The following is an 18827-nucleotide window of genomic DNA, read 5'->3' as shown; positions in this document are numbered from 1 at the left end:
GAAAATTGCTGCTTAGGGAGTACCGACAAAACCGCTAGATTGAAAATAAGAAAAGTAAGTCCTAAGTAATTGAACATCTACTGTCGGGCAAATAATAGAAGTTTTCGCCAATCCATTCAGAGTATTCTGAGTATCAAACGATTGAGATGTCATTGAAGATGTTTCTAAATAAGTTAGTTCCTTTCCAGGCATCTTTTCAGTTACGATTGGTAACAGAGAACTGAGGGAATTATCAATATAATTCTTTACTACTTCTTGGAATTGTTTTTGCCAATCAGGATAGGGAATTTGTCGGATAGAATAGCCCAGTGAGTTAATTTCCTGAATTAGTTGGCTCAAGTGCAAAGACTGAGTATTCACCAAGTGAAAAGCTTTGCCGATAGATTCTTTCTGCCTTGATAAATGAACAATGCTACTGCTTACGTAGTCAACAGGTGTCATATCCATTATCCAATCCAACGCAGGCGCATTTCCGAGTTGGATAAAAGCTTTCAGCAAGCGGCACATAATATCATTGGTGTTGCTGACACCAGTTTGGCTATGCCCTGAGATCATACCAGGTCTATAGATACTAATCGGAATTCCTCGCAGAGAAGCAGCTTTTAAAAGCTTACACGCTACCCATTTACTTTGAGCATAGCCATTATCAAGACCTTCAGTTTTTTCCAACTCGTCATCTTCTTTGATCCCCTTCATCCCAGAATAAGTATCTGACTCAAATACGGCAAGTGTAGAGATATAATGAACTGGTTTGAGTTTGATTTGACTGGCTAATCTCAAAACTTCTTGAGTTCCTAATACATTGGTTGCTTTCAGCGCCGAATAGGGATAGATTAAATTGGTCAAAGCCCCATTGTGATAGATAACATCAACTTCGGTAGCCAACTGACGAAAATCATACTCAGACAGTCCTAAAAGCGGCTGTGATAAATTTCCTAAAACGGGAATAATTCTCGGATTTAAAGATTCATTCTCTAGGAAATAATGTTCCAGATTTTTTTGGATTTTCCGTTGAGCTTCCTGAATATTAGTAGCCCGAACCAAGCAGTAAATATTGGCTTGGGTTTGCTGCAAGAGTTCTTGCAGTAAAAAAGCTCCTAAAAATCCGGTTGCCCCGGTTAAGAAAATTTGAGCAGGTTCCGTTACTAGCTGTTTTGAATCATCCGGTGGATAAATACGGTCATCTAAAACTACTTCTGCTTGCAAATCTATGGCTTTGATTGTGTGGTTTACACCTGACTGTTCACGATTATTAATCGCTGCCGCAAGTCCACTGACAGTGGGATTTTCAAAAAAGTTAAGTAGAGATAACTCTAGTTGGAAAAATTCTCGAATCTGATTAAATATCTGAGTAGTTAGCAACGAATGTCCACCCAGTTCAAAGAAGTTGTCATAAATCCCTACTGGCTCAATTTCTAGTGCCTCCGCCCAAATTTCAGCCAATTTATCCTCAATTTCATCTCGAGGGGGAACAAATAATGATTCTAAAACTGGTCTGGTTTGATTAGGGGCAGGAAGTGATTGTCTATCTACTTTACCGCTTGGTGTTAGTGGCAATTTATCCATAACTACAAAAGCAGAGGGCATCATGTAGTCAGCCAGCTTTTCTTTCAGGAAACTGCGTAGCTGAGGCACTAACTGCTCTGTACTATTTTCTTGTACAGGGTTATTGGCATAGGCAATCCAAGGTTTGAAAAAGCCAGCAGATTCCATCTTGCCATTTGATTCCCTTGCTAATACTACTTTTTGGCGTTGGAAGACTACATCAAAGCAGCCATCGCCATGATTCTGCGACCAAGTAATGTTAATGAAATAAGGTAATTCTTGGCTTAATGCCCAAATATCCTCTGGTTCTATAACCCATTGAGTCAGTTGTTGTAATAGATTGCGTACTTCTCCGACAGTGGGAGGGATATCTTTCCTAGCCAGTAATTCTTGAGCCTTCACATCTGTGAAAATCCGTGCATTAGGGATACCGCGTATTCCTAATATTGGCGGTTCGGTTTCGACTAGTATTTCCCGCAGTGCTTTTAATGTCAACTGCTTTTGCTGCCAATCTAACCAAGGATGCTCTATTGTAGATTTGTTCTCAATTCCTACTCGCAGAACTACATCATAACGGAAGCGAACCAATTCATTATGATAGCGTCCCCGCTTTAGCTGAATCTCTACATCACTAATCTGTGGTAAGTGCTGCTTGAGAGCAAGAAAAAAAGCTGGGTCGATGACCAACCTCTTTTCTTGGCTGATACGTTTCTGGATACGCTGCCGCAACTGAACTGTAGATAATGATGCGGGAGCTTGATACAACTGTACAGAGGTGTGGAAAGCTTGTAACAGAGGCAGACTCAGAACATCACCAACAAAGATACAGCCTCCCGGCTCTACGTGCCGTACAATACCTTCTAAAACTTGAACAAGGTAACTAATACTGGGAAAATACTGAATTACGGAGTTGATAACTACAGTATCGAAAGCTTCATTTTCTAACCCTTCTAGGTTATCTGCGGCTTTTTGAGCCAGGCTTACTTGTAACCCATTCTGCTCCTGTTGGCTCAGTTGCTCTTCAATATAACGCACAGATGCTTCAGCGATGTCTGTGCCAAAATAATGAGCGCAGTGAGGAGCAATCCGAAACAGTAGCATACCCGTACCACAACCAATCTCCAGTAGGCGTTTGGGTTGAAGGGAGAGAATGCGTGCCACCGTATGCTCAACCCACTCCTTTACTTCTGGGGGTGGAACAGGCAGACCTGTATAACTGTTATTCCAGCCGTTGATATTGAATGTGGGGTCGTCTTCTAGTGTCGGCTGGCTATAAGCTTCGTCCCATATCTGTTGCCACTGTGCAGTCTGTTCCGCTTGAAATTCGCTGACCTGATTGAGATCATCAGATCCATCCTGGGCTTTTGTAGAAGGAACCACATAAGCTACCAAGCGTTTGTCGCCGTTCGTTTCATTGTGGGCAATAACTACAGTTTCTAACACATTAGGGTGTTGACTAAGTGTCGCTTCGATTTCTCCAGTCTCTATACGGAAGCCGCGAATCTTAACTTGGTGATCTATGCGTCCAATATATTCAATGTTGCCATCTGGCAGGTAGCGAACTAAATCTCCTGTTTTATAGAGGCGAGAGTCAGGGGAATTACTAAAGGGGTCAAGAATAAATTTCTGCTCAGTTAGTTTTGATTGGTTGAGATAGCCTCTAGCTAAACCATCTCCACCAATGTACAATTCTCCTACCTCGCCAATAGGAACAAGCTGGTATGAGTCTGTTTGGCTCTCCAACTGATGATCTAGGATATAAATTTGAGTATTGGCAATCGGGTGTCCGATGGAGATTTTCTCATCTTTGGACTTGACTTGGTAAATAGTTGACCAAATCGTAGTTTCGGTGGGACCGTACATATTCCACAAAGAAGCACTCTTTTCTTGCAATTGAGCCGCGAGTTTTTGTGAAAGTGCTTCACCACCACAAAGAATTTTTAGTTGTTTGTTGCCCTGCCATCCAGCAGCCAGAAGCATTTGCCAAGTAGAGGGAGTTGCTTGCATGAGCGTGGCATCTGCTTGCTCTATTTGCTTGATCAATTTTGCTCCGTCAATCACAACTTCCCGACTGACCAAAATCAGACTTGCCCCCACAATTAGGGGCAAGTAAATTTCTAATCCAGCAATATCAAAAGATATAGTAGTAACTGCCAAAAGTACATCTGCTGCTGTTATCCCTGGCTCTCGGGTCATAGAAATTAAAAGGTTAATTACAGATTGATGCTCAATCTGTACTCCTTTGGGTTTACCAGTAGAGCCTGAAGTGTAGATGGTATAGGCCAAATTTTTAGCCGTTACTTCGCTGATTAGGTCTTCTTTGTTATATTGGGCAATTTTCTCCCAATCACTATCAATGCTGATTATTATCGGACTTTTGACTTCAGAATTTGACTGTTCGTGGGGTAGAAAATTAGCACAAATTTCCAGCATTTTTTTTTGAGTTAATAGCACTGGTAATTTGGCATCTTTTACCATATAGGCTAGGCGCTCTTGTGGATAAGTTGGATCTAATGGCACGTAAGACCCACCAGCTTTGAGAATACCTAGTAGTCCAATGACTGTATCGAGCGAGCGTTCTAAACAAATCCCAACCAGAACTTCGGCTCCAACACCCAGACTCCGCAGATAGTGCGCTAGCTGATTGGAACGGGAATTTAATTCTCGGTAGGTCAGTTGCTGTTTTTCAAAAATTACTGCAACATTTAACGGTGTTCGTTCTACCTGAAGCTCAAACAGGTCATGAATACAGACATGAGGATACTCTCGCTTAACCTCTAAATTAGCAGGCTGTTTTTCCAATAACTCAATTTTATGGTTTTCCATTTTCACTCCTGGGAAAATGCACGTAATTTTTGAACTATTCCACAATGGTTAATATCTTCAGGGCAAAGGCAGGGCTATTTCCTTCTAAAAAGCTGCTTAAGTGTGTCTAATTCAAAGGAATATAATCGTCGAGCTTATGCCATATTTTCAAACATATTGTTTGTCACGATATAAATTAAATGGTATTTAGTGAACTAAATATACCATTTATAATTCATTAATAAATTAATAAACGATTTAACTCTGTTTAAGCTTGTTTAATTAAAGATTAAATTTATTTCATTGCCTCAGATGTCCTCACCATGAATAGTTCGATTCCACACACTTGCTTGATGGCTCGATGATAATATTCAATTCCTCAATGAATCGAATGCAACTCCTTATACTTGGCGAGAGTAATTAACGCTCTTTTATGACTCTGGAGAGAGAATAATCCAAGCGATTAGAAATCGCGGCTACACAAACAAAGCCAAAATAGGGTTTCAAATTTAATCTGACGAGAGTAATAAAAGAGCGCATCTTTGTTAGGCACATACATGATGTAATATCTGTGGATTTCGTTGTTTAAATTTCTCCGAAATACTTTCACTTGTCCAAAATTTTTTAGAAGGTAAATTATCCAACTTTCCACTCACTTACCGACTAGCGATCGCATATTTTTTCTTCTTTTTCCTATTACACTTGTTGTCTAATCTGTCATGAGTAAGTCCTGATAGATAATCTCCAAAAATTAAATATCTGTTATCCAGAACCCTTGTAGAGATGTAGCATTGCTACGTCTCTATTTTTTCACTAGATAGTTATTTTAACGATCAATTTGTGAATGAAATTAACCTGTTTTCACCATCCATACCAAAAAGCTTAGAATTGGTTCGATAGGAGGAAGAGAATAATCCATTAAATCAATTGTGACTGTTTGCCCTTCTAGTTTCAGAAATTGTTAAATTGACTGTAGGGCATGATAAATCAATACTCCATCCATTTGCTTGATTGTAATAGTGTTTGTTCCTTCGCCTTCCCCCTTTCAGGAGATGAATTCAATGCGTAAGTCCTGTATACCATGCCCATTTTTTATCGAGGAAGACTGTCTGCCCTCTGCCTCCTTCAACTTTCTATTTCATCTACAGCTTTGGGAACCCCCGCAGTTAACACCTCATGTCCGCCAGGTGTAACTAACACATCATCCTCAATCCGAATACCAATACCAACCCATCGAGAATCAGTCTCTGGTTGGTCTTCTGCTAATTTGGTATCTGGCACAATATATAGTCCCGGTTCCACTGTCAAAATTTGACCTGGTTGTAAAATCTGTGGTTTGTCTTCACCATGCTGATAAACACCGACATCATGGACATCCAAACCTAACCAATGACTCGTGCGATGCATATAATATGGCTTGTATTTTTCTTCTTCAATTAACTTATCAATTTCACCTTTGAGGATGCCAAGTTCTACTAAACCTTCTGTGAGGACGCGGACTGCTGTATCATGAATTAACTTGAAGGGATTACCTGGTTGTACTTGAGCGATCGCTTGTTTTTGTGCCTCCAAAACAAGCTCATACAGCGTCTTTTGTTCTGCCGTAAACTTACCTCCAACAGGAAATGTCCGCGTAATATCAGAGTTGTAATAACCATAAGCACAACCGGCATCAATTAGCAATAATTCTCCATCCTGCATTTGACGATTATTTTCAATGTAGTGCAGCACGCAAGCATTTACACCGGAAGCCACAATGGAAGGATAAGCCGGCCCTAACCCACCCCGGACTCGAAAGATCCGTTCCATCTCCGCCTGTATTTCATACTCATAACGTCCGGGTGCGGCGATTTCTTGGGCATAATTGTGTGCAACAGTAGCGATCGCCGCCGCTTGACGCATCAATTGCAACTCAGCTTCACTTTTGATCAATCTCATGCTGTTGAGGACAGGGCCAGTATCTTCAATAGCGATCGGTCCTGTACCGCGTTTCGGATAAGTCCGCAGTAAACTTTGGTAATGTTTGAGGATTTGATCGTTAAAATTGCGATCGCGTCCTAAGTGATAGTAAATCCGGCTGGCTTTTTCTAAATACTGCGGCAACTTTTCATCTAACTCGCTAATGGGGTATGCTTCATCAGCACCATAAATTTCCTTGGCTGCATCTACCCCACAAAGATAACCAGTCCATACTTCCTTTTCGCGATCCTTCGGTTGCACAAATAGCACAAACCGATGTTCTGAATGATGCGGTGCTAACACTGCGACTGCTTGTGGTTCATTAAAACCAGTTAAGTAAAAAAAATCACTATCTTGGCGATAAACATACTCGACATCGTTGTGCATCACTGCCATTGGCGCACTGCGAAAAATGGCTGTACCATCACCAATTTTTGCCATTAACTGCTCACGACGCTGCCGATATTCTGCTTGCATAATTGATGTACTTCTAAAAGTATTGTGTTATTTTACGCTTCTTGCAACTAGTAGATGCACAGATGATGCCTCTTAATAGTTGCGAATCTCAGTTATTCTAACCAATATTTGTTTCCACTCAAGTTATACAGCAGAATACAGAATTCAGCAGTAAAACACGCTTTATACCTGGTAGGACTTACGCACACTCTACGAATTCTTCTCTTATCTAAATTCTGGTATTTTTTCATAAATCTAACAACGCACAGTAAAAAATATGTCCACTCAACCCAACCTACGTCGGAAGTAGACAGTCTACTACGTGCATTTCAAAAATCAAATACTAGTCTTATATGCAATACAAAAAATATTTTGTAATTGCTTATCTAGAACTTGAAAATTTACGAGTTATAGTTTAAAACAAACAGATAATTATCTTCAAAAAGTGATATTAATAAAGAAAAAATAGTTATAAAGAAATATTGAAACTCTGGCAAATGTTATTTCGTTACAGAAAGAGATTGCCAAAGAAAGTTAAAAGAATATAACAACCAATCATAAAAATACACCATGTCTGGAAATCAAAATTCCTCACCCTTATCTTTGAATACATCTCGATTGTTATCAGATTCTTTGGCAAAATCACAAATATTGACAACTTCTCTTAATAGTTCAAATTATGATTTGGGGTTTGGAAATAAGAGTTCCTCACTAGCAATAGAAAGTGAACCAGCGACTACACCTGTTAAAATTTCAGCAAATCCCAATCCTAATCCTTACTTAACTAGTGCGGCGATTACTCCTGACTTTAACGGTGATGGCAAAACGGACAAAGTTTGGGTCAATTCTTCAACTGGTGAGATTATCATTCGGTTGATGGATGGCACAAAAGTTTTGGAACAGGGTTCTCTAGGTCAATTTGACCTATCCGCTTATGATTATAAAATTGCTGACTTTAATGCTGATGGCAAAACCGACTTCTTATTACGCAATAAGACAACCGGTGAGAATAGTATTGTGCTGATGGATGGAACCAAAGTTGGTAGTGCAGCTTCTCTAACTAGCGTCGATCCAGCTTGGACTCCTCAGATTGGAGATTTCAATGGCGATCGCAAAACCGATATTTTCTGGCATAATACCACAACTGGCGAGAACGCTATTTGGGAGATGGATGGCACCACAGTTCTGAATGCAACTGTTTTAGATAAAACAGATCCAACGTATACTCCTACCATTGTTGATTTCGACGGCAATGGCAAGAGTGATATCTTCTGGCGCAATCAGACAAGTGGCGATAACGTCGCTTGGTTTATGGATGGTACGCAAAAGACCGAATTTACTCTACAATCACAAGATGCCGCCTGGACTGCTAGCCTTGGTGATTTCAACGGCGACTATAAGACTGACATTCTGTGGAGAAACGCCCAAACAGGTGAGAACAAGGTTTGGACAATGAATGGCATCTTAGTTACAGAAGGTGCTTTGGGAACACTTGACTCAGCCTGGACTTCTAAAATTGGTGACTTCAACGGCGATGGCAAGACCGATATCTTCTGGCACAATGGTACCACAGGTGAGAACACCGCTTGGTTGATGGATGGTACAACAGTTGCTACTGAAGCTTTCTTACCGGCTAATAACGCGGCATTGACACCATCCCTTGGCGATTTCAACGGCGATGGTAAGACCGATATCTACTGGCGCGATCAGACAGCAGGTGCAGACACCATTTGGACTATAGATGGAACGACAGCCGTTGATAACCCCATCAGCGACGCAGATAAGCTGACCGGAGAGTGGTATACTTTCTAAAATAAGAATTCAGAATTCAGAATTCAGAAGGTGGAGGCAGGAGTGATTATTGTATCCCTGCTTCCCCTGCTTTTTTCCCAGTCCCCTTTATTCAAAACTTGTAACTCAAAACCTGAATTTCTCCCTTTTCCGGCAATTTACCAGGGCTAATGGAAATACTATCTCCATTGCTACGCCGCACTGTAATACCTTGCATCAAGGTCAAAAAATTATCCAGTGGCGCAATATCGCACTTAGCAGGATCAGCAGCTTGTGTGCGGTAATGAGTCGGAATCACCAACTTGGGATTTAATATTTGAACAGCTTGCTTTGCTTCCTCAGCATTGTAGGCTTTTGCACTGCCTCCCACTGGGATAAACGCTACATCGGGACGACCCATCAAGATTTTTTGCTCAATGGAAATGGGTGCAGCAGCTCCGCCTAAGTGTAAGATATTAATTCCGCCTTGCTTCCAACTCCAAGCAGTATTGGAACCAAACTGCTTACCACCTTTGCGATCGTGGTCTATAGCAATTCCTTGGAACTTAATGCCTTTAAACTCGTAAACTCCTGGTTCGTAGATGAGTTTTGCATTTCCCGGTAGTACATCCACCGCACCTTCATCTAGGAGTTGGCTGCTAATCAGTACCAAATCTGCTGCAACTTTTGGGGTACGATACCCAGCAGTACAGCCGATCGCTCGAAATGGATTGACGATAATTTTCGCACCACCACCAGTAAAAAGAAAGCAAGTATGACCCAACCACTGAACTGATAAACCGCTAGATTGTGCGTCAGCTTGAGATTCAGAACCCAAGGTAGTAACCAAAGCTGTTACCAACCCCGCCCCAGCATAGCCCATCAACTGTCGTCGTTTCATTAATTATGCTCTTGACTGTAACTGTTCCAGAAAATTTCGCAATAACTGTTTTCCTGAAGATGTCAGGACACTCTCTGGGTGAAATTGAACGCCCTGAATGTGAGGATAGTTCCGGTGTCGCACTCCCATAATGGTGTTATCTTCAACCCAAGCGGTGATTTCTAACACATCTGGGCAAGTCTCACGTTCGATTACCAAACTATGATACCTGGTGGCGGTTAGAGGATTTTCTAATCCCCGGAAAACCCCCACTCCAGTGTGAGAAACCTGAGAGGTTTTGCCATGCATCAACTCTGGAGCAGGAATTATTTTACCACCGAATACTTGACCAATGCTTTGATGTCCCAAACAGACACCCAAAATTGGTAACTCTTGTCCTAGTTTTTCAATCAATTCTAAAGAAATGCCAGCATCTTCCGGGCGACCTGGCCCAGGAGAAATAACTACGGCTTCCGGCTTTAACGCCCGAATCTCATCTATGGATATCTTGTCGTTACGAAAAACTTTAATCTCGTCTGCCACTGGGAACTCTGATGCCAATTCTCCCAGATACTGCACTAAGTTATATGTAAAACTGTCGTAATTGTCGATAACTATAATCAAAGCTGATCACTCCTGGTTTTTACCACTCATCAGTTGCAAAAAGCATAGATTAAGTATCTCATGCTATTTTTTCGTTAGGTGTAAAAATAACGCTGACGTAGACGCATAAGTGTAAAGCAAAGCGGCTATTTTGCGGCCACTTGCTAAAGATTACGAAGTAATCCTTTAGCCGGGATGCTTGACAAGTAGGCGTAGCCCGTCGTAGACATTGGACTACTTAAATTTTGAATATATTCTGCAAAGGCGATCGCATAGAGCGTGATTCTCTTTGTGAGCAGCACCTAAAAATCACCCCTACAAAGCCGATATAATTAAAGTTACCAGAGGAGGGAGCAATAGAATACCAGCTACTAGCATTGCTACCAAAGCAGAAACAAGCACTGCACCCGCCGCACAATCTTTAGCAATTTTTGCCAAATCGTGGTATGTCTGCTTAACGGTTAAGTCCACAACAGACTCGATCGCTGTATTTAGTAACTCTAATGCCAAAACTAAACCACTAGTTATACCAATTACCGCTATTTCTACCGCTTGCAGATGCAAAAAAACGCTTAAGGCGATCGCTAATGCACAAACACTTACGTGGATGCGAAAATTACGTTGAGTTTGAAAACTATAGCTGATTCCAGCCCAGGCATATTTAAAACTAACAAATAAATTAGAGGCCACTTTCCAGGAGAATTCCCGTTCGTTAGACACCAGTGTTTGTAACGAGGTAGGCGTTGGTGATGGAGAAATTTTTTGGGACATAGACTTAAAAACACAAGAACAGAGTTGCTACAGTGGGAATATTCGCCGATCTTAATGGCAGAATTAACTTTGAGGCAATCTTTCAGCAATTTTCCACAGAAGTATTATAAAAGTATTACCCAAAATTGACATCAAGAGATACATCAGCTACTGCTATTGCATGTCAATAGCAATACCTATTGCATTCAGCAATCTCACTTGCTGTTTTAACATTCGCTCTAAAGTTTTTTCATCAGGATGATCCCAGCCCAACAGGTGTAATAAACCGTGAGCAGCTAACCACGCTAACTCGGTTGGTAAGCTATGTTCCTGTTGTTGGGCTTGGCGTTGTGCTGTATCTACAGACACAATAATATCACCTAAGTATAATGGTACAGAGGCAAGCATTTCTTTGCTTTGCGGAAAATCCACCTCCAAAGCAGCGAAGGCTAAAACGTCTGTCGGCTTATTTTGCTGACGATACTGAGCATTCAGTTCTTGAATTTGCAAGTCATCTGTCAAACGCAGCCCGATTTCATAACTTAGCGCTGCTGGAATCTGAGGCTGAAGTATTTCCAACCACTGATTAAACCAGTTTTCCCAAGTTTCAGGGGTAATTCGGGCATCAGTCTCGTCAATTTTTAGAGAAGTTGTCGGGGACAACTCATAAAAATACTCCTCCACATATAGTTCAACTCTCAGGGGCACACAGTCTCCTTGTCTGAGGTTTACGATTTGTCGTTAATGAGTCAGGTAAGCAAGACCAACAAGTAGAGCTAAAAGCCCTACAGCAGTCAATCCAAAATGCTTTAGAGAAGTTCCACCCTTCCGCACCATGTTTCGCATGGCGAGTTTGACGTAGCTAGGTTGAGGTTCTGTTGAAGGTGAGTTGCTCATAAGTTATTTGTCTACAGACTCTTTTATAACTGTAACAGTTGGTCTGGGCTAGAATTGCGATCGCTTATATATGAAGAAGGCGTTTCTGTGTGAAACGCCTTAACAATTGGGTGTTATGTAATCAGCGCCTCTATGCCAGAGTGTTTTCTACTAGTTTATTTTCTTGGCGCAGATAAGCTTGGATGAATGTATCAAGTTCACCATTCATCACATCGCCAATGGCTGTAGTCTCCGTAGTTGTACGCAAATCTTTCACCATTTGGTAAGGGTGAAACACATAGTTACGGATTTGGTTTCCCCAAGAGGCTTCTACCATATCGCCACGAATTTCGGCAATTTCTTGGGCGCGTTGCTCTTTGGCGATGACCAAGAGCTTGGCTTTCAGACGATTTAGGGCTTTTTCTTTATTTTGCAGCTGCGATCGCTCCTCTGTACAACGCACGGCAAGACCTGTAGGAAGGTGAACAATCCGCACCGCAGTTTCTACTTTGTTGACATTTTGTCCACCTTTACCACCAGAGCGAGTTGTGGTGATTTCCAAATCCTTATCTGGAATATCCAATTGCACAGAGTTATCAATCTGTGGCATCACTTCCACCCCGGCAAAACTGGTTTGTCGCTTACCGTTAGCATTAAAAGGTGAAATCCGCACTAAGCGATGTGTACCCATTTCCGATCGCAAATAACCATAAGCATAGCGACCGGTAATTTCTAAGGTTGCCGATTTAATTCCAGCTTCATCACCCTCCGACTCTTCAGCTAAAGTTACCTTATAGCCGTGAGCTTCGCCCCAACGGGTGTACATCCGCATTAGCATAAATGCCCAGTCTTGAGCATCAGTACCACCAGCACCAGCACTAATTGTCACTACAGCACCTTCCGCATCATAGGGGCCAGAAAGTAATTGTTGTAACTCCCACTGATCCAGGTCACGATTCAGTTTAGTGATGGTAGATTCGGCTTCTTGGAGTAGTGCCTCATCGGTTTCTAACTCCAACAACTCAACAACTGCCTTAGTATCTTCTAAATTGGCGTGCCAGCGATCGTATTGCTCAATGTGGGCTTTCAGGTCGTTGAGTTCTTGTAGGGTTTGTTGGGCCTGGGTTTGGTCATCCCAAAATTCTGGCTGTGCTGATGTTTTTTCGAGGTCTTGAATTTTGGCTGTCAGTGCAGGTACGTCAAAGATAGTCCTGGGTTTTACCCAGGCGGCCAGACAACGTTTCGATTTCGCGTTTGAGTTCTAGGACATCCATAAATGCTTGCTGAATGATAGATAGAGCGCTTTTGATTGGAAAATTGCTCTTTATTCTAGTTATGTTTCTTGATTTTAGCTGTAGTTGGGCAAATTTTTGATCCACTAGTTACAAAAGTTACTTGAAATTCTCAAGTGCTTCTTTACCCACTGAACTTGTCAAGATGCAAGATATATTCCCGAATGAGCTTGCTGGATAGAGATTTTATCTGTCGGGGTTGAATTTCGTCAAGCTGGACATTTTGGGCTAGTGCGTAGGCGTAGCCAGCCGTAGGCATCGCAAATAATTTACTATTAAAACGATGAAAAAACCGTGGCTGCTAAAAATTAAACCACGGTTTTTACTTTATAAAACTTTACTTGTGTTAGTGTCTACAGAGAATTAATCGCGGCCATTGATGGCAATTAGCAACCGCAAGATAAAGACGAACAAGTTGATGTAAGTTAAGTACATCGACAAAGCAGCAGGTAGATATTGATCGTCGCTGTAAGTGCGGGGCAAGATGTAGAAATCAACTACAGAAACCCCAACAAATAGAAACACCCCCAAACCGGAGATGGCAATTTCTAACCAATTGGGCGTGTAAACACCAAACATGGCAAAGCCGAATTGCGCTAAACACACAACCACCAAGGCAATAACGCCAAGATTGATGGTTTTCGTCAAAGCCATCCCATCCTGTTCAGAAAGATTTGAACCAATTTGACGGGCAGCAATAAAGGTGACACCACAACCAAGGGCAGCCAATCCAATACCTTGAATGCCTACACCTTGGGATCTCAAGGCGACAAATATCAAGCCACTGAGAGTATATCCAGACAACAGGCTGTAGGTTGCCAACAGGGGTAATGCAAGACCCTTATTACCTTTTTGGGCAACATTTTGGGCAACAAAGAACAAAATTAACTCCAAAATCACCGCACCAATGAAGGTGGGAAAGAATATTTCGGGGTTAGTACGGATAACTCCCAAACCACCGTAGGTTCCTAATGCCGTTAGCACCAATCCACCACCGACGTAGGGGAGGGCGTTGGCAATCACGTTTGGGCCAACGAGGGCGTGAGATTTAGCCTCACGGATAGCTTCACGAAAATTACTGGTATTGCTCATATTGAAATACTGTTTTTTAGGAAAACGTTCTGCTTATTCCTAATTCTTACCGAAAAATTGGGTTTAAAGCCCCGTCCTTCTAGGACGGCTTTATATTGTATTTGATTTATCTTATACCAAATATGGTAGTATAACATAGGAGTTGACATCCTCACCGGACTGAAGCCACGGTGATTCTGGAGTAATAAGTAATAAGTAATAAGTAATAAGTAATAAGTTAATATTCTTACTCATTACTCATTACTTATTACTTATTACTTTAAAGCCGTGCTAGAAGCACGGGGCTTTAAACCCATTTTTTCGGTAAAAGCGATGCTTGTTTTTGAGTTTAAAGCTTATGGAAAGTCAGCGCAGATAGCGGCAAGAGATGATGCAATTCGGACTGCGAAGTTTGTTCGCAATAGCTGTATTCGCTTGTGGATGGACGTTAAAGGTACGGGTAAAAACGATTTGCAGAAATATTGTGCTGTACTTGCAGCTAACTTTCCCTTTGCTAACGAACTCAATTCAATTCAATGGCTCGTCAAGCCAGCGCAGAACGGGCATGGTCTTCTATCTCTCGGTTTTATGAAAACTGCAAGAAAGGTATTCAAGGTTTGAAAGGATATCCTCAATTTCAGAAAGATTGTCGTTCTGTTGAGTACAAAACATCAGGATGGAAACTTGCAGATAATCGTAAATCCATAACTTTCAGTGATAAAAAGGGGATTGGGAGATTAAAGCTCAAAGGTACTCGTGACCTGCACTTCTACCAAATAAACCAAATTAAACGGGTAAGATTGGTAAAACGTGCGGATGGCGTGTATGTTCAATTTTGTATTGATGTAGACCGTTCTGAAAACATAGAACCTACTCGTAAAACGGTGGGGTTAGACGTTGGTTTAAAGGAATACTACACCGATTCTGATGGGACAATGGTTGATAACCCTAAGTTTCTTCTGAGGAGTGAAAAAGTTCTCAAGCGTTCACAACGTCGCGTTTCTAGAAGGGTGAAAGGTTCAAAAAATAGGGGCAAGGCTAGGCAGATTTTAGGGAAACGCCACCTCAAAATAAGTAGGCAACGTAAAGACCATGCTGTGAAATTAGCACGGTGCGTAGTTCAGTCTAACGACTTGATAGCCTATGAAGATTTGAGGATTAAAAATATGGTGAAAAATCACTGTTTAGCCAAGTCCATTAATGACGCATCTTGGTATCAGTTTCGTATATGGGTTGAGTACTTTGCAAAAGTATTTTCAAGAGTCTCGGTTGCGGTTAAACCGCAATATGCGAGCCAAGAATGCTCTAGTTGTAGTGTCATTGTTAAAAAAACGCTATCTACTAGGACGCACGTTTGTAAGTGTGGTTGTCTGATGGATAGGGACGAAAACGCAGCTAGAAATATCCTTAGTCGAGGATTGGGTACGGTAGGGCATACCGGAACCTTTGCACTAGATGCAAGCAACGCTTGGGGAGATGAGTCCTCTACTCAATAGGAGCGCAAGCCTGATTGAGCAAGTCATGTCTTAGATTCAAGAATCCCCGTCGCTCTTACTCGCGGGGAGTGTCAAAAATCTTTGTGGTTAACAGCCAAGGATTTAATATCGTTGCCAAATCTGAAGGGCGGCTATATTGTTAAAAATTAACGTGAGTTCGACGAAGCTAAAAAGCCCCAAGCTGAAGCTCTATCCATTGATGTACAGTGTATCCTGTGGATAGTCCACGGGGCGATCGCTAATTGTTTAGACTGATTGCTTGTTTCTGCCCCCTCTGGAGTGATGTTGATTAACCACCATATTTTGTCTATATTTAGAATAAGATAGCCCCGGCTTATTCACCTTTATTAAATATGCTGGACTGCTAGATAAATTATCCTCACAATTCCTTGACTTGTTAAAATACATCGTATTTAAATACACAAAAACCCTGTCGTCGGTCAAAGATCGTGTAATTTTGTCACAGTTTTGACATCACCTCTTCATAGTTATGCCAAGACAAAGTGCAATATTCAATCAATACCTTCGCCAATTTACGAGGATTAGGATAGAGCAAATCTAGATAATACACACTTGTTTTTGTCGGATGGCAAAAAGCCTAGTCAAGAAAATACTTGATAGTTTTTGCAATACTTTAGTCAAAAAAGAAGTAGTCTACCTTTTGCCCAAATAGCCCAACACAAGACCATGCTTGGTTATTAGGCAAAAGGTAAAACCCCAGTATACAAGTACCTGACTTTCATTATTACTTCTACACAAACCATAGAGGATTTTATTGGCTCAGTTGTTGCTATCCAACAAAAACTGAGCCAATAAAATCTTAGGTTTGTTCTATATCAAGGCTTATAAATTGTCGAAGGTATTAGTTTTTGTGGAAGTCCTTTATACTTTCCTGTCGCGTTAAATGGGGTTTGACTTTTGCCTATAAATATAGTTAATGCTTGTCTTGGGCTGTTCGTCAAAAGTTAGACTAACTCTCTTTTTGGCAAAGATATTGAATTGTGTAGATGCATTTTATCTAACCGTGTAGTTTGGAGTTTTAGCTTCGTGAATCCTAAAGTCTCAGTCATTATCCCTGCTTACAATACTGAAGCTTATATTGCGAAGGCAATAGAGTCAGCTTTAGAGCAAACGCTCGATGATATTGAAGTTATTGTGGTAGATGATGGTTCAAGTGATAAAACTTTAGAAATCGCTAAGAGTTTTACCGATCGTCGTCTCAAAGTAATGGTTAATAAACAAAACCTTGGGGTTTCTGCTGCGCGTAATCGTGCTTTGAGAGCAGCCAAAGGAGAATGGATTGCGGTGCTTGATTCAGATGATTGGTATCTTCCCGAAAGATTATCCGATCTTGTTTCTCTAGCAGATGAAAGAAATGCAGATATGATTGCTGACGATCTTTATCTTATCAAAGATGGTGCAACATCTCCTTGGAGTACATTGATTCAAGAAAGTGGAGAAAGTATAGATAAAATTATCCAAATTGACATTGTTTATTTTGTGGAAACTGATGTCTACGGAAAACCAGGTTTGCATCTTGGTTTAAGCAAACCTCTATTCAAACGAGAATTTCTGGTTAAGCACGGCATTATATACGATGAAACCCTCAGCATAGCCGAAGACTTTTGGCTTGATATGAAATTTTTAATTAATGGCGCTCGCTTTTTTCTTGTGCCAAAACCCTATTATTTTTACCGTTCGCGTCCTTTTTCTCTTGTACGTCAAAATATATTGTCATCTCTCAATCAATACTTGAGTGCTACTAATTATTTTATGGAACAAGAAGTTGTGAAAAAAAATCCAGCTTTAGTCCGTGCTTTGTCTTATAACCTTGCAGTCTATAATAAAAATCTAGCTTATTATCAAGTGGTAATGCCTATCAAACAAGGGAGATGGTTAACCGTATTAACAGAAGTTAGTAAAAATCCATACTTTGTTTTTGATTTTATTTTGCGATTGAAAAATATTATTGAGCGTCGAATTCAATACTATGTGATGGGTAACAAATCAGCTTTTGACATTTCTTATAACCCACATATAAAACGAAGAACTACTAATTAGTACTATCGAGCTTCCATCACTTTCGTGAGAGGATAATCTAAAATCTCTACAGCATAAGACTGTACCAAAAACCTGGGTTTATTTCAACTATTCTGTTAGGAAATAAACCCTAAAAGGCTTATAAATACTTACAATTGCACAACCTGAAATTTTGGTTCTAGTTGTTCGCGCACAATTCTATATGCACAAAAAGGTTTCACTTTTATCTGAAAAAACTACAAACGTTTCCGTTACATGATGCTGATAAGTACTTAGGCATAAATAAATTAAAGTTTGTAATAAGGACTTTAGTCCTGATAATCCTTGCTCTGAGCGATAAATCGCTCACTACAAACTAAAAGTTTATTTTATATTTAACAAAGTTTGGGAGGTTAAGTAAAGAGCCTCTACAGACAGAACGTTTTGTGACGGAGATTTAATCTTAGGAATAAGAATTAAATAACATACAATTTATGTCCCTGGCTTACCTCACCCTCAATCCCTCTCCTTATAAAGGAGAGGGAAGCTAGATACAAGATGAAGTTTTGCATTTTATTTAATTCACGTTCCTTAGCAATATTGAACGGAAATGCCCGTCATACCAATTCTGCATGAAGATGCGTCAAACTATATGAGGAACGAACCGCAAAGGCGCATACTCCTACGGAGAAGCAAGCTACGCGCAGCGTCTTGTCAGAGAAGGACACAAAGAAAGAAAATTTGGCGCAGCCTCACAAAGAAATGGTATCAATACCTAACTAAGTACAAATCGCCATAAAAATGAGTCGGAATTCTATTTTTTGTAGATTGGGTTTTGTTACTCAACCCAACTTCCAATTTGGATTTTCGACCTTTCTTAATGACAGTGCCTACTAAGAGATAAAATTGCTCAGTTTATTTTGCGATTAATTCAGTACCGATCCACTTGCACTCAGTATGACTGATAGGTATTAGTTCAGTTATGCATTTTTCAGCATAAATAGCTAGTTTTTGTTGCAAAAGCTAAAGATTATTTACTATTCAAGAGTTATGTAAAAAGCGAAAATCACCTGTAACAGAGGGGTTCGCAAAATCATGCGTACAAATACTGAATTATGGAGTTCGACCCCTGATAAGTTCAGTGAAACGACGATGGCTTATTCTGGCTTGACTAAGGAAAATGATGACAGCTTAGAAGAAAATATACGCAGCTCCACTTCTCAGGAATAGGAGTTACAACAAAGGTAATATATATGGCAACAAGTGAGTCCTCTTTACGAACTGATGGTATAGAATTATTACACT

Annotated in this window: 12 protein-coding genes and 4 pseudogenes; 3 read left to right on the top strand and 13 right to left on the bottom strand. The window is 40.7% G+C overall.

Annotated elements, in window-relative coordinates:
- Positions 1-12 precede the first annotated feature (12 nt).
- From HWQ37_RS24565 to HWQ37_RS24560, 4 genes and pseudogenes are all read right to left on the bottom strand, one after another.
- Positions 13-4302 (bottom strand): annotated as a pseudogene (locus HWQ37_RS24565) (amino acid adenylation domain-containing protein); the annotation flags it as partial.
- A gap of 346 nt (positions 4303-4648) precedes the next feature.
- Positions 4649-4762, bottom strand: a pseudogene (locus HWQ37_RS34905) (IS701 family transposase); the annotation flags it as partial.
- Positions 4763-4879: 117 nt separating this feature from the next.
- Positions 4880-4987, bottom strand: a pseudogene (locus HWQ37_RS34900) (IS701 family transposase); the annotation flags it as partial.
- A 488-nt stretch (positions 4988-5475) separates the two neighbouring features.
- Complete coding sequence (locus HWQ37_RS24560) at positions 5476-6786, bottom strand: aminopeptidase P N-terminal domain-containing protein (protein WP_292752082.1); 1311 nt, start codon at positions 6784-6786, stop codon at positions 5476-5478.
- 549 nt (positions 6787-7335) lie between these two features.
- Between HWQ37_RS24560 and HWQ37_RS24555 the strand changes: the two genes are divergently transcribed.
- Positions 7336-8577 (top strand): FG-GAP repeat domain-containing protein, encoded by a 1242-nt coding sequence (locus tag HWQ37_RS24555; protein ID WP_292752079.1) that lies wholly within the window; start codon positions 7336-7338, stop codon positions 8575-8577.
- A gap of 91 nt (positions 8578-8668) precedes the next feature.
- Here the strand turns inward: HWQ37_RS24555 and HWQ37_RS24550 are convergent, their stop codons facing one another.
- The 9 genes from HWQ37_RS24550 to HWQ37_RS24510 form a co-directional block, all read right to left on the bottom strand.
- Complete coding sequence (locus tag HWQ37_RS24550; protein ID WP_292752077.1) at positions 8669-9436, bottom strand: MBL fold metallo-hydrolase; 768 nt, start codon at positions 9434-9436, stop codon at positions 8669-8671.
- Between the two features lie 3 nt (positions 9437-9439).
- Positions 9440-10039 (bottom strand): anthranilate synthase component II, encoded by a 600-nt coding sequence (locus HWQ37_RS24545; RefSeq protein ID WP_292752075.1) that lies wholly within the window; start codon positions 10037-10039, stop codon positions 9440-9442.
- 143 nt (positions 10040-10182) lie between these two features.
- Positions 10183-10320 carry a hypothetical protein gene (locus tag HWQ37_RS24540; RefSeq protein ID WP_292752073.1) on the bottom strand — a complete coding sequence of 46 codons (138 nt, stop codon included), beginning with the start codon at positions 10318-10320 and terminating at the stop codon, positions 10183-10185.
- A 13-nt stretch (positions 10321-10333) separates the two neighbouring features.
- Positions 10334-10789 (bottom strand): diacylglycerol kinase family protein, encoded by a 456-nt coding sequence (locus HWQ37_RS24535; RefSeq protein ID WP_292752071.1) that lies wholly within the window; start codon positions 10787-10789, stop codon positions 10334-10336.
- 153 nt (positions 10790-10942) lie between these two features.
- Positions 10943-11431 (bottom strand): rRNA maturation RNase YbeY, encoded by a 489-nt coding sequence (ybeY, locus tag HWQ37_RS24530; protein ID WP_465249717.1) that lies wholly within the window; start codon positions 11429-11431, stop codon positions 10943-10945.
- 78 nt (positions 11432-11509) lie between these two features.
- Positions 11510-11665: a DUF3285 domain-containing protein gene (locus HWQ37_RS24525; RefSeq protein ID WP_094350437.1), complete on the bottom strand. Its 156-nt coding sequence runs from the start codon at positions 11663-11665 to the stop codon at positions 11510-11512.
- Positions 11666-11795: 130 nt separating this feature from the next.
- Positions 11796-12918 (bottom strand): peptide chain release factor 2 gene (prfB, locus tag HWQ37_RS24520; RefSeq protein WP_292752068.1). Its coding sequence is split into 2 segments (ribosomal slippage): positions 11796-12845 and positions 12847-12918, totalling 1122 coding nucleotides; the frame shifts between segments, so codons are not numbered across the junction.
- Between the two features lie 142 nt (positions 12919-13060).
- Complete coding sequence (locus tag HWQ37_RS24515; RefSeq protein WP_292752065.1) at positions 13061-13195, bottom strand: hypothetical protein; 135 nt, start codon at positions 13193-13195, stop codon at positions 13061-13063.
- 104 nt (positions 13196-13299) lie between these two features.
- Positions 13300-14028 (bottom strand): Bax inhibitor-1/YccA family protein, encoded by a 729-nt coding sequence (locus tag HWQ37_RS24510; RefSeq protein WP_094340245.1) that lies wholly within the window; start codon positions 14026-14028, stop codon positions 13300-13302.
- A gap of 312 nt (positions 14029-14340) precedes the next feature.
- Between HWQ37_RS24510 and HWQ37_RS24505 the strand changes: the two are divergent.
- A pseudogene (locus HWQ37_RS24505) lies at positions 14341-15537 on the top strand (RNA-guided endonuclease InsQ/TnpB family protein).
- Positions 15538-16550: 1013 nt separating this feature from the next.
- Positions 16551-17564, top strand: coding sequence for a glycosyltransferase family 2 protein (locus tag HWQ37_RS24500; protein ID WP_292752058.1), 1014 nt, complete (start codon positions 16551-16553; stop codon positions 17562-17564).
- Positions 17565-18827 lie beyond the last annotated feature (1263 nt).

The sequence above is a fragment of the Nostoc sp. NMS4 genome (assembly GCF_017115095.1).
Taxonomy (GTDB): Bacteria; Cyanobacteriota; Cyanobacteriia; order Cyanobacteriales; family Nostocaceae; genus Nostoc.
The sequence above is the reverse complement of the archived record's forward strand: the minus strand, read 5'-3'. Positions and strand labels throughout refer to the sequence as shown.

Bases quoted from the DNA above. Each gene is read 5' to 3' on its own strand.
- HWQ37_RS24555 (WP_292752079.1), top strand. From the start codon at position 7,336: ATGTCTGGAAATCAAAATTCCTCACCCTTATCTTTGAATACATCTCGA.
- HWQ37_RS24515 (WP_292752065.1), bottom strand. From the start codon at position 13,195: ATGCCTACGGCTGGCTACGCCTACGCACTAGCCCAAAATGTCCAGCTT.
- HWQ37_RS24560 (WP_292752082.1), bottom strand. From the start codon at position 6,786: ATGCAAGCAGAATATCGGCAGCGTCGTGAGCAGTTAATGGCAAAAATT.
- HWQ37_RS24535 (WP_292752071.1), bottom strand. From the start codon at position 10,789: ATGTCCCAAAAAATTTCTCCATCACCAACGCCTACCTCGTTACAAACA.
- HWQ37_RS24550 (WP_292752077.1), bottom strand. From the start codon at position 9,436: ATGAAACGACGACAGTTGATGGGCTATGCTGGGGCGGGGTTGGTAACA.
- HWQ37_RS24525 (WP_094350437.1), bottom strand. From the start codon at position 11,665: ATGAGCAACTCACCTTCAACAGAACCTCAACCTAGCTACGTCAAACTC.
- HWQ37_RS24510 (WP_094340245.1), bottom strand. From the start codon at position 14,028: ATGAGCAATACCAGTAATTTTCGTGAAGCTATCCGTGAGGCTAAATCT.